5 protein-coding genes are annotated in these 13,902 nt (G+C 38.0%); 1 reads left to right on the top strand and 4 read right to left on the bottom strand.

The genetic code is table 11. From position 1 onward, the window contains the following. Window positions 1-166: 166 nt before the first annotated feature. A complete protein-coding gene (locus NSQ50_RS22780) occupies window positions 167-1,156 on the bottom strand; it encodes a DUF3991 domain-containing protein (protein WP_076222725.1) in 990 nt (329 codons plus the stop codon). 116 nt (window positions 1,157-1,272) lie between these two features. Between NSQ50_RS22780 and NSQ50_RS22775 the strand changes: the two genes are divergently transcribed. Beyond that, complete coding sequence (locus NSQ50_RS22775) at window positions 1,273-3,654, top strand: DUF2726 domain-containing protein (RefSeq protein ID WP_076222723.1); 2,382 nt, start codon at window positions 1,273-1,275, stop codon at window positions 3,652-3,654. Window positions 3,655-3,889: 235 nt separating this feature from the next. On the opposite strand, the gene NSQ50_RS22770 is transcribed toward NSQ50_RS22775, so the two are convergent. The 3 genes from NSQ50_RS22770 to NSQ50_RS22760 all read right to left on the bottom strand — a co-directional run bounded on the left by NSQ50_RS22770 (window position 3,890) and on the right by NSQ50_RS22760 (window position 13,867). Next, window positions 3,890-4,363, bottom strand: a complete 474-nt coding sequence (locus tag NSQ50_RS22770; RefSeq protein WP_076222720.1) for a hypothetical protein — start codon at window positions 4,361-4,363, stop codon at window positions 3,890-3,892. An 84-nt stretch (window positions 4,364-4,447) separates the two neighbouring features. Continuing rightward, window positions 4,448-7,066, bottom strand: coding sequence for a hypothetical protein (locus NSQ50_RS22765; protein WP_179087726.1), 2,619 nt, complete (start codon window positions 7,064-7,066; stop codon window positions 4,448-4,450). 249 nt (window positions 7,067-7,315) lie between these two features. Further along, complete coding sequence (locus tag NSQ50_RS22760; protein WP_076222716.1) at window positions 7,316-13,867, bottom strand: N-6 DNA methylase; 6,552 nt, start codon at window positions 13,865-13,867, stop codon at window positions 7,316-7,318. Window positions 13,868-13,902: the final 35 nt, after the last annotated feature.

The following is a 13,902-nucleotide window of genomic DNA, read 5'->3' as shown; positions in this document are numbered from 1 at the left end:
ACATTCGTTTGCCGGGTGAAAATCACTAAAAATGTCGGTGGGAGCTCTGCTTCCACGCTGTTTTCTCGCAAAATGACATTTTGCTATTCCTGCCTTTACACCACCACCATCGGGCGGTGCCCTCTGGTGGTGGGACGGCAGTTCTTTTATCCAATGAGAAAAAAGTCTATAGTTCATAATCACAATCCTCCTCATGAATAGGTGATTCCGCTTCGGTTGTGGGCTGACGCATAGAAACCAGATCTAGATTGAAATCTTTATTATGTGGCGTCTGGATACTGGTCTGATATCCTAACTCATCATACTTATGGGCAAATTTAAAGGCAGCCTCTTGTCCCCAATTGGGAGCCGGGCTGCCATCGCGATAAGTGGCGTTATAGTCGTTGTCTAAGCAAAAGATGATTTCATGAATAGTGTGTTGGGATAGGAAGCGCTCTAAGGCATTATCTGATAAACAGCCGAGAGAAATTCGATGATCTTCTCGCCAGTCCAGCCCCTTCAGCTTGGTAAGGGTGGCATGACTCATGGCGTCGATGGGGCTTTCACATACGTAAACCCGCGAACTGTTGTTGCTACCAGGAATGAGAAAGGGGTAGCTTTTATCTGAATGTATTCGATCCTGCTTAAAAGGGCGATTAGGGTTGCAACCTCTCATCGAACAGTACTTAGGAATTCCATCAGGATCGTATCCGATGAAAACACAGTTTCCGGTTTTGGATTGCTGGTAAAGCTTTTTATCGTGCATGAGTTGGGACATGATTTCGGAGTCAATTCCTCGAACGTGTACGAGATACCAAGCGACTCGCCTATAGTTGGATGCCTTGTCTGGAAGGGTGAGTTGGCCGGCTGTTTGAGGAGAATGGAGCAGAGGAGTGAAGCGTGGGATTTCGCTCTCCAGCAGAAAAGCTACAGCTTCTTTGAAATTCATATTCCAGAATTGCATTACAAAGTCAATTGGGCCGCCGTGGGTATCAGTGGAAAAGTGATAGTACTTATTGCTGTCTTTGAAAAAGTAAAGACCGCCACTTTGCTCCGCGTGAAGTGCGCGGCGGCCTCCGTTTTCGAGAGTGTAACCATTGGATTTGGCGAATTGTACTAGGTTCGTGATACTGGCTTGGATGATTTGATTTTTATCTGAAAAGAGATTGTTTTTCATATTTACCCCTTTTTTAAATATGATTTGGAATCGAAAAAGTGATGAAATCAGTATCAAATTAATGGATCATTAGATGATATAATACAGTTACTAATAAGCATTTGGAGGCGACGCCTTTGTTTGAAGCAAATACTCCGCAAGAACTAATATATTTGATAGAGATTCCCAAGAAGTATAGAGTGGCCCTTTTAGACGGAGAAGTAAAAGAGTTTTATTCAAAAGAAAACTTTTTTCCTAGGGTACACTATGTCATTGAGAAGATGCATAGTATTCTGACTTTATTAGATGAATCAGAGGCTTATAGCTGGGAACTTCATATTAAATACATAATCAAATATGGACTAGTGAAAGGCGGGCATTATAAATATGCCTACCAAATTTTTCATAATGAAATGGAAGAAGAATTAGTATCATATTTAGATGATGAAAGAACTAAATCAGTAGAAGGATTCGACTATAGTTATAACTTAATGCATATCGCTATTGAAGCTATTATTCAATACAATCATCTAAATTCATTCTCGAATTCATTATTAAACATGTGGAAGTTTATATCTCCTGAAGAGTTAATACACACGATTATCTTTCCAGTTGATATAATTTATGAAAGTAAAGATTGGAATATAGGCGATATAAACAATTGTGTCTTTTATCATATTCCTAGTGTCTTTGAATTTACAAAGGCATATATTGAGATAATAAAAATTATCATGGACATGAATGTGCCACGCAAACAGTTCAATCGCCATATACATGCCTGCCTTAAACTAATCTTAGACGAGGTTCAGTATTTTTCATCAGAGGAATGTTCATACCTTTTACTATTGCAAAAGCTTTCGGCAATATTAAAACAGAATACTGATGTTCAAGATTTGATTTTCTTAACTCGTTGGATGATAGAGCTTAATCTAGGTGAGTTTAATGCAGAGGGGTATGCAATTAACGAAGTTGTTTTATCAGACAAAGAAATCAAGAATCTTGCTAAATGTGCCAATAAAGTGCTGAAATGGTCTAGCGAAAACTCAATTCCAGGTATTATCAAAGAATATTGGGATTTAATAAAAAATATAAACGACATTAAAAAAACAGCACTTTTAATTGAATTTTGTTCAAAATTAACTCAGATACGAGACAAGGAAATCATTAATAAAATAGCAGGTGACGCATTTAAATCATTTGATCCAATGAAGTTTTTATTTGAGCAGAGTGAATACGGAACTATAGCAAAGATTTACTTTTCTCATCTTTCAATAGAAGGTTACTACTTTGAGTTTGCATTTTCTTTAAAAAAGAGTGGTTACATTGAAGAGGCTAAAAAAGTATATTCACAGGCTATTGAGAACGGAAAAGAAACAAATGCGATTTTCAATAATTTAGGGGTAATCTATGAAGAGCATGATAAAGAATACGAAACAGCCCTATCCCTGTTTGAAAGAGCAATCTCTTTGGCTCCTAATGAAGTATTGCATAAAAATAATAAAAAGCGAATTGAAAATCTAATTAAAGAAAAAAAGAACAAAAATCAGACTTTGAAAGACATCTATTTTAAGAAAACAACAAAATATCAAAAAAGTATATTATTTGCTCTCTATCGTTTATCTGACCAACAACCCACATTTAATGAATTATCAGAGGCTACGCGACAAAAAGAGTCTTATGTCAAAAAAAATTTGGAAGAATTATTGAATTTGGAATTAATTATTCCCAATAATAATTCCTATATATTAGAACCGATTATTGAAGAATTAGTATCTAATTACGTTGAACCTAAGTTAGAACGTCAGATAATTCGAGTTGATAAGGCGTCCTTATATAGGCCTATTTTTTATCATGAATCTGAGATTAACTTGTATCATGCATTAATTGATTTATTTCCGCAACACTTTATATTCCCAAACATTAGTTTGAAAACAATTATTGATGTTGAGAAAATAAAAGAACTTGTTTCACAAGAGCATGTTAATTATCTATTTATGGCTCATGTTGACTATGCCATTATTAGTACAACCACATATACTCCAGTCCTTGCAATTGAGAAAGATAGCACATATCATGAAACTGATTCTGCGGCTATTCGCGATGAACGAAAGAACCTGATTTTTCAAATGAGCGGAATACCATTAGTTAGAGTGAAATTCAATAGTAATGTAACTCTAGAGTCACTAAAGAAGCAAGTGCGTGATGTAACAAAGGAGTTAATAAACACATTGAAAAGTGACGAACAAGATGTCCGTTTACTTCATGAAATTGATGTTCGAAACTTCGGTGCTTTATCGAAATCGGATTATGATTTGGATGAATTACAAGAGGATTGGGCAAAAATTGTTGGAAGTGGTATCGCACAAAAATCTAAGATAGACAACGTTGAGGGTCGTACGGTTAGTGTCTTACTATCTAGTGAATTGGAAGCGATTATCTCCATGAGTAAGGAGCAAATTGAAAAGAAATTTAAAATAGCGCATCCGTTAATTAGTGAAATAACATATCATTATTATTAAAAATACTAATGGTAAGAGAACATATGGGATTAGATATGTTTAAAATGATCATTTAAACGAAGAACTTCAAGAGAGGAAATTCTGGCATGTCTAAAGGCGTGCCTTTTTTTGTTTGTGCCAGTATACAAATAATTAACACATAATTGAACCAACAGCATTTTCGTTTATCAGGATCGTAAACTAGGATGAGAGAGGGGATATAGAGTAAGTTAAGAAAAACTAAATAATAACATTATTAATTCTTTATAAAACCTCCGATATCTTCAAATACAAATGAGCTATTCATTTGAAGTGATATGTTATGACTTTTCCAATTCCAGTGAATAGAACTACTTGAAGGGTCATGGATAAGATTAAGCCGATTAAATAATAAAGATTGGGCAATATCCTTACGGATTAATTCGACATAGGAATCTGCTAACCAATTTTTGTAATGGAACGGAAGTAATGAAGTGTGTTCATATAGACTGTTTAAAAAGGAATCAGGAATCATGGTATCGTAATTAATTTGATCATAAAAGTTAATTTCATCTTCTTTGTTAGTGATAAGAATAAAAGCATATTCATAATAAAAACAAAAGCCAATCCAATATTCTTGCACCTTTATTCTTTGACTGTAGTTAAACTGTTCTAGAAGAATTTGGCTAATACTGTTTTCAATGAAAAGCTTATGATTGGTTTGAATATTTTTATTGATTTTTAACTCCATGAAAGGAGCACCTCCAATAACAAATGGACACATGCGAATATATGTTCGCATGTGTCCATTTTATCATAAACTACAGGAAAATTGTTATTTTTTCTTTGTTAGGCTAATAGTTAGTTCTGTTGTATCAAGAGGTGAATAACTTCTGGCTGCAATTCCAATATCCCGAAACTGGTCGTCAATATACTCCTTTGTTATCAGAACTTCATCCGTTGTAAAAATAGCCACCATCTGTTTGAAGAATATGTCAGGAACTCTTTGGATTTTTTCCTTATTGCTACTTATCTGTTCGTGGAGATAAGCTAAATCTTTACAGTCTATAAAAACTGGTTTTGTTGTATATCCTTTAACAATCTCTCTTCTAAAGAAGTCAGCCATTGCAAAAAGTTGACGTTTTCTAAATTTATTTCCTATGAAAATATGTGATGTTACTTCATGAGGAGTACAATAAGTTGAGATATCAACTAAACTATTTAGTTGTTTGACGTAATGCAAGGCCTTACGATGTTCACCTGACCCTAATGTGTATCCAGCTGGATCTTTAGTGAATTTACAATCATAAGTAAAGGCATATTTCATCTCGGAAGAGTTTAAAGGGGCATTTTCCTTGTACTGAATTGCAAAAAGTCCTTCAGGTATTGGTTTACCAATTAATTCTTTTCCCCACTTTTCAGAATTGGGAAACATATCTTTTATAACTGGGAAAACATCATCTTCAAGATCACTATCGTCATATTTGTCTTTTAACTCAGTTGTTTTTCCACTAATAAAATTGAGATTTTTAACAGCCTTCATAGCGGCTGTTACTACCAAATGATGCGTACGTTTATTTAGATCTTCTATATATTTCCCCATAAATACACTAAAATCTTGTTGATCATTATTTACATAAATTTGTCCGAATGTTAGCTGCTCAATTGTATCAAGTGAGTAGATGTCACTTGTTTGCTGATCTACGCCGTAACATATCACTATAGTAGGAATTAATTTCCTTTCAATATTCTCCAGCGTTCTTTTTGAAAGCACATTTTTCGTCACAAGAACTTGAAATAAACGATTTTCAAATAAAAAACGTTTGAATTTAAATTTTTTCTTTCTAATAGTTTGTTGAGAATAACCTTTAGTTTCTAATCGAGAATCTCTTTCTAGAAGAGTATCGAACAAATCATAAATATATTTTTCCATAACTTCATTGTTAGCTATTATTTCTTCTTCCGGAGTAACTTTTATATCATTATGACATTCTGGGCACTCTAATTTGTCATGAGTATTTACAATCACTTCACTCTTATTAATTGTATAGAAGTTGCAGTTATTGCACGAATATTTATCGTCTTGCTTTAACTCTAGAAGTTTCAAAGTAATAAGTTCATCGAACATTTGCTTTTGATCATTTTCAAGTTGATCCTGTCTCGAAAATCTAAAGATCTGATCGATTTTGAGAGCGCGACCACCAGTGAATTTATTTTTAATTGGGCGATCCAGAGGAAATCCGAATTTCTTGAAAAAATTGTTGTTGATTAATGTTTTAGTTGCTGTACTCAAATTACTATCGTCTAGTTTGAAAACCACGTCTCCATTTTCTAGTGAAATTGATCGTATTGATTTTGAATGTTTGCTTGAATGAAATGAAATATTCTTTATATCCTTGAGACTGTTTAAGTCAACTACTCTACGCTGAAAAGCGTCCATCACGCTTGGCCAAATATCAGTTCCGTTCAATTGAAGAATTAAATCAGGAGACTTACTTAATAAAGAGTTTGAAAAAGAAATGCGATCGATGACAAAGTCTTCTGGATTTTCGTTAGTTACTGGTGTTCCTTCTTCAAAGAGCCGAACGATATCTTTAACTTTGTATTCTGTGAATACTTCTCTTTGAATCTCATTAAGAGTTAATCCCAATTCATCAGTGAAGTATTTTTTTATACCGCGTAAATCAGTTTTCATTGCTTTAATTTCAAGTGTTTTTTCTTCTGTTTGAATTGCAAACATAACTTGATCTCTATCTTTTACTCTTTTGGCTTTATCATAGCCAGGTCTTTTAGTATCTTTAGTTAGTTTGTATATCATATACAAAAAATAATGTTCTCCAAGCTGACAGTGTGCAATTATTCTATAATCATTATTTCTTCCGGAATTATTGTATAAAACATTTGCAATGGTGTCTTGGTATCCCTTTTCTGTACTTAAACTATTTACTATTTTCGAAGTGAACTTTTTAGTTGAAGTGAAAACATCGCCTGAAGCTTTGTTCCTCCATTCATGAAGAACCAAAACTTCAAAAAGCCAAGAGGGATTAGTGAGAAATAATTTTATTGACTTTACTACAGTTGATATTTTGGTTGCTTCATTATCCGGAAGCTTTTTATCGAATATTTCATCTATAGCTTTTTTCTTTCTTTTTAGAAATTCTTTGAGAAACAAGAAATCCATAAAGTTTTTGTGAGTCTTTAAATGTTCATTCCACTTAATTTCATCTTCATAATCAGCAAGTTTTAAGATCTTTTGCAAATACGGTTTATCTTCTTCATTTAATGATGCAATAAAGACAGCGCTGGTAGTATCAGAATAACCTTCAGTTATTTTTTCATGATTAACTAATAACTCGTCCCAGTATTCATCTGTGACATCTGATAATGTAGTATATCTTGTCGAATACGACATAAGTCCTATTCCCCCATATTCTAAAGAGGTTTTTTCCAACATGTTCCTTCTATTATAAATCTAGTATTGTCGATTGAACAAGAAGGAAATGCTTTTCTATAGGGAATAGATGATTTGTCATAAACTACTGATATATTTGTCGTGATTAATTCTTGGGGGAGGGCAAAAGTATTAGAAAGATCGTCTGTGGTTATCATTTCTAAAGTTGATCATTCAAAATTATAATTTTAAGATAATGTAAGAACTTTTGTCGGAAAATTTGCAAGTATTCATAGTTACTTAAATGTGTTTCTACGATTCGTATTCCCACTTATCGGATTGTTCTATTTCCGATATTTCGTTATTTATGTTTATCATTAATGTTTGATCTTTCAATTCTTGGAATTCTAACTGTGAGTTAAGCTCTACCTGACGAGTAAGCATTTCCTGCAACTTTTGATCAAATTCGAATGGCTTACCTACTTCAATAGTGGCTTCAGCGAATTGCGTTTGAATTTCACATAACCTCTGTTCAGCAGAATGGAGGTTTACTGGTATTTTTTCAATAACATTCTCCAATCGAGTAATATTCCCGATAGGCGAATCGCCTAAATCAACAAAATATGTCTCGGCTCCGTTGAGCTTAATAGAGATAATATTAAATGCAGATCGACTTAAATAAAGTTCAAATCCACGGTATCTTCCAACATGTATTGAATCTCCGTTGTTAAACTCATTCACCTTCGAAAGAAGGAGTAGCAACTCTCCAGCCTGTGGTTTCTCATTATAGATTTCCCCTTCAAGCACAATTAGAAATTCGTCGTCTCGCGTTTGATCAACCAAAGCTAGATCAACTTTCAGACGCTCAATCCGTTGTTCACAAGCTTGTATCTCCCGCGGATATTGCTGTGAAATCTGTCTTTCCATTATTAGACGCTCATTGTTCCAATTGGCCTTGAGCAACTTCAGCCTTATCACCTCATTATCTACCTGCATCTTTTCTGCAAGAAGGGGATTAGCTGTAGCGATAGCCTTTACCTCGGCAGCCGACAAAACCGTTTCATCAGCGTCCTCACAGGAACGGGATATGCTTTTGCCGGTCATTACTTGTGAAATGTATCGGAGCTTCTGCTCTTGAATCTGCCAGAGGTAACTGTCAAATGTCCCTTTGGTTACATAGCGAAAGATCTGGACCATATTGTTTTTATTACCTTGCCTAAGGATACGTCCATCACGTTGAGTAATATCCGCCGGACGCCAGGGACAGTCAAGGTGATGTGCTGCAATAAGTCGATCCTGAACATTCGTTCCAGTTCCCATCTTTTGTGTTGATCCGAGCAAGATACTTACTTCACCGCGGCGAACCTGTTCAAATAATTCCTCGCGTTGTATATCCGTTTTAGCATCATGGATAAACGCAATCTCTTGTTCAGGAATTCCTTTATTGATTAGTTGTGTTTTGGTTTCATCGTAGACATTAAAGTATCCTGGCTTGGGTGTGCCACTATCGGAGAAAATGACTTGAGTAAGTCGATCAGATCTGGATTGTTCCCAGATATCAAAAACGTTGCTGATACATCGAGTTAACTTAGAATCCGATTCAACCGGAGCTTCAGGATCTACCAGACGGGGATCAATGGACATAAGCTTGGCTTCATTTGTTAATTTCAGCATGTTGTCTTCGGTAGCTAGTACATCATTGTTACGGATTTTCTCTGCACGTTCGACAAAGCTATCCATCATAAGCTTTTGAAAAGGAGAGCATTCAGTGACGACAATCTCCGGCTTCCCATGTTTCAATTCGGGAACCGGAAGTTTGAGCATTTCGGCAGTTTGAATATCAGCAACGGTGCGAAATATGTTCATGAGTTCCGGGAGATTATGAAATTTGGCAAACCGGGACTTCATGCGATACCCACTCCCTTCAGGTGTCATCTCGAGCGAGGAGACAACTTCTCCAAAGGTGGCTGCCCAATTATCGAAAAAGTCCAACCCGAGTCGCTTTAAAACCATTGGCTGCAAATAACGCTGCATCACATACATCTCAGACATGCTATTGCTTATCGGTGTCCCTGTAGCGAATACCACACCTCTGCCTTGATTTATTTCCTGGATGTATTGACATTTTAAGAGCATATCCATGGCACGCTGACTACTTGTTTTACCTATACCGGCGACATTGCGCATTTTGGTAAAAGTAAAACAGTTCTTGTAGGCATGCGCTTCATCGACAAATAACATATCAACGCCAAGCTGTTCAAAGTAGAGCAAGTTATCTTTTTTATCCTCATTGACCAAACGCTCCAATCGATGCTTTAGTTGATTCTGAAAAATGACCATCTGTTTAATAGTCCAGTTGTCACCCTTTTCCCTTTTGACCTGATCAATCATCTGGGTAACTCCATTGATTTCATTTTGCAGTAATTGTTCCTGACGCTCATGAGATATAGGGATCTTTTCGAATTGGCTGTGGCCGATGATAATTGCGTCGTAATCACCCATGGCGATTTTAGAGACAAAGCGATTTCGGTTCTGAATACTGAAATCCTTTTTTGTGGTTACCAGGATGTTGGCAGCAGGGAAGAAGCGCATAAACTCATTGGCCCATTGTTCAGTTAAGTGGTTGGGAACACAATAAATTGGCTTTTGAATGGCTCCCAGCTGCTTTAAATACATGCCTGAAGCAATCATAGCAGCGGTCTTACCGGCTCCCACCTCATGAGCCATAAGGGCGGTCCCTGAGTATATAATTCTTGCTGCAACGTCTTGCTGGTGTTGCCGGAGCTCCACTTCTTCACTCATACCCTGAAACACAAGATGGCTGCCATCATAAGTACGTGGACGGAGAGTATTAAACTTCTCATTATAGATACCCAGTAATATATCTGCCCGGTCTTTGTCCTTGAACAGCCAAGATGAAAAGGCCTCTTTGATTTGCTGCTGCTTGGCGCGGGCAATCATCGTTTCCTTGGCGTTCACCACATATTTGATTTGTTCATTTCCATTTTGGTCGAAGTAGGTTACCAGATCACGAACAGTAATACTCTGCAGGTTCAAACTGCCTTCATAAATGTCGTATGCATTTACTCGTGATGTACCAAAAGTGCGGTTTACTTTTATTGATTCCCGTTCCAATGATTTGCCGGAGACGCGCCAGGAGTTCGCATATTCCATGTACTCAACATTGATATTTCCAGCAGATTGATGATATCCTGCCGTTCCAAATGTCTCATACATGAAATCACGGTAATACTTGATTGGAATCCACGGACTTCCAATCCGAAAATCAATATCACCCGGTAATAGTGGAGCAGGTTGCACAGCACTTAGGGCGATTACATTACGCTCAAACAACTCGGGATATTCCGATGTTTTCAGCTTGGCATAGGCTAATTTGTCTTTTACATTTCCGGATAAGTATTCTTCATCCAGTTCCCAGCCTTCGTCTTGATTGCCAACATATTTCTGGGGATTAAGGAACAGTCGGTCTCCAAGTTCATCTAAGATCTCTTCTGTTGATTTGCCATATAATCTCGACATATAGGATAGATCTACTTTGAGCTTCTGATTCAGGCAGATTTGAAGAGCTTGTAAAGCTGAATCAGCATGTACCGGCATGCGGTTCGGACGAATCGTGGGTTTAGTGAACACCTGAGCTTTTACCCAATTCTTCTCGGGTGTCATATCCTCAATGGAGCGTAGTAGTGGGAGCTGATCATCATCTGAAAAAGCGGCAGTATTGGCTCGATCATTAATGGGCCCGTATCTATTGACAAATTGATCGTAGACCTCATTTAGTCGCTGCTGTCCCTGTTGGAGTTCAGAGATGTCATAACCATATTCTCGGGACTGAATGTCAATCACTGTTTTGAGGGCATCTCGAATGTCGCATAATCCTTTAATGCGTTCTGCTTTTTTGCCCTTGATGTCTTGGAAAAGCAAATATTCATTCTCGCAGAAATAGATCTGATTATCCTTGATCACGTAAGTGAAATTCTTGGTTCCTGCATCGGCTGGTTGCGCTTGTTCCTGTCCATCCTCTAAGTCCTCAATTTGAATGTCATCGGGTAAGGCTGAAAATTGAGCTTTTAAAAAATGAAGGGCGACGCTTAATTCGGCATATAGATTCTGGGCAGGTTTTGGAAAGCAAGCAGTAGTTCGTTCTGAACCATACATGCTACGATCCCAGTTCATATCTCCGAGCACCATTTCGGGATGATGAACAAAATAAGTATTGATTGGAATGCCATCGGATGTGCGGGAGACCGAAATCCAATCTGGAAATTGTTCAGTGTCCAGTTGCCGGGGCTGATCCAGTTTCTGCAGGAATACCATGTCGGTAGTTACTTCAGTACCGGCAACTGCTTTGAAAGCAGTGTTCGGTAAGCGAATAGCACCAATGAGATCAGCTTGTTCTGCTAACTCTTTTCGGATCGAAGAGTCTTGTTTATCGAATGTACCTTTACTGGTGATAAAGGCTATGATCCCGCCCGGCTTCACCAATTCCATTGATTTTATGAAAAAGTAATCATGGATCAAGTAGCTCTCTTTAAAGCGATGATCGAAGACTTGGATGTTATTGAAAGGGATATTGCCTATAACAGCATCAAAACTGCTTGGAGTAAAGTTGGTTGTCTCAAAACCTTGAACATGGATTTGTGCAGAGGGGTATAATTGCTTGGCCATCCTACCGGTGATTCCATCCAGTTCAACGCCAAAAAGCTTTGCTTGCTGTAAGGTGTCAGGAAGTACGGAGAAGAAGTTTCCGGTACCCATAGCAGGATCAAGGATTTTACGGTGTTCTCCGTCATTTAGGCCAAAGCGCTCGAGTGCTTGGTAGATGTAACGAATTAACTCCGGCTCTGTGTAATAGGCTGTAATCGTGGAGTTCAGTGCTTCAGCATATTCTCTATCATCCAGCAAATGCTTTAACTCCGCAGCTTCATACTCCCAATCTTTTGCATTCTCATTAAAGGCATTTGCTAGTCCACCCCAGCCCACATAACCAGCTAATATCCTTTGCTCGTCAGGCGAGGGAACACGACGTTCAGATTCAAGCAGTTTCAGAAGACGGATTGCTTCTATATTTCGTTTGTATTTGCTTTTAGCTCCGGAAGGATAAAGGGATACTTCCGTATTATAATGGAAGTTTTGAGGTGTGAAAGTAGGGTGATCAAGAGGTTCTTGAGTAACAGAAAGAGTACTTTTAGTCTCTTCTTGGAATTCCTGATTCTCGGCGGATTCAATTCCTATAGGCTCACGTTGTATAGGAGCTCCAAGAGTACCGGCTTGACTCTTATTGTCTTCCGCCTGCTGAACGTAATCAAATAATGTCCATTCCTCTTCTTGCGGAGGGAAGACAGATAGGCTACCGTCATAGCTTCCATTTTGAATGAGCTGCAGGAGGGTAGTGGCTATCGTTCTCCAGTTGATAAGGACCTCATGGGCACCTTCACTGTCAGACCATAGTAGTTCAATTCCTTTTCCAGAGTGAGTATATCCGGTCAAGCCATTGCCAAAATCGCCTCTGGCTCCACCAGTCCCATATCGATTTTTAAGCATCGGAATGAGGTCATGAGCCTTTGTAATTGAGTGTTCGACTACGTAAGAATAGATGACTTGTTTTCCTTGCATTGAACCCATACCGCTGCGGAGCAAGTATTCTAACATTTCTTGTTCCGATAAAATGATATCTTCAGATTTTTCAGGCAATAAAAAAGAACCGCTAATCTGCGGTTCTAAGGACAATGTATTTGAAGTTGCAGTTATCTGGGTCTCAAGACGATCTCGTTCAGTACCAGTTCCTCCGCGGTTGATTTGATCTGGTTCAAGTGCCGTGTCCGTTCTAGAGTATCTTCGGTCTGAGGTAGCGGTTGTAGTCGGAGTAACTGGTCCGTCAGCTGTTGTATTCTCTCGTTCGCTTCCTGGTCGATTTGGTGCATTTTCTCCATCAGATTGCCCTGCATCTTCAAGCTCATTAATCGATGGGGATGATGATTTCTGAGATAGTTTAAGCTCATCCTTCCGTATTTGCCTAATGGCTGTTGGTCGGCCTCCGCCTGACTGGAGATCTGTATCATAGGATACAAAAGTCCGTCTGTCTGCTGACTGTAGTTGAGATTCAAATTCTCTTTGTTCATAATTAACCATCCTTTCTTGTTGCATTAATTTGATATGCCTACCGATATCGAGCAAAATCTCTTTGGAAATCTCAGTTAGAATGCCGCCCAGTCGGGACATTAGCGGTACATTGTTCCAGTCGTTTATAGTATCGAACACCGGAGTTGAATCTGGCTCTGGAAGCCTACACCGAGAATGAATGAAGTAGGTGCTGCTGGCGGCAATTAATTCCTGCATTTGTTCTTGCACGCCGGAAATAGGAAATGTGGCAAAAGGATGATTTACCATATCCAGCTCTATATCCTGATATAAGTCAAAAGATGATATATGCTGTTTAACCAGCTGTGTAATACATAACCCTAGATCATTTGTTTCATTGGAGGATAGTCTATGAGTGAGTTCAACCAAATCTAGTCCCTGTAAACTCCAGGATTGAGGAGGGACTCTCCCATGAGTTTGAAAGACATCGAATAAATAGTCTATATGAGGCCTATTCTCCTGAAAGTTACTGACACCAATGGCCTTTTCTCCTCGATTGATGTACCGGCCCAGTTTGTTCCAAAGAGGAAGGGAGGCCAACATGGTAGCCTCTGGATTCTGCATGTATATGAGAAGAGCATTATCAAAAGAGTACTTATAAATACCAGAAGCGAATTTTAAATAATCCATCCAGTCTTGTGGTGACTGCGAAATTTGTGATACAGCCGACTGATAGATGGCTCTTAGTGTTGTTACACGAGCCATGATGGTTATCCTCCCTTCCAATGGATGAAATGTGC

This window comes from Paenibacillus sp. FSL R10-2788 (assembly GCF_038003885.1).
Taxonomy (GTDB): domain Bacteria; phylum Bacillota; class Bacilli; order Paenibacillales; family Paenibacillaceae; genus Paenibacillus_AQ; species Paenibacillus_AQ odorifer.
Note: the sequence above shows the minus strand (reverse complement) of the source record. Positions and strands in the feature narration are given on the sequence as shown.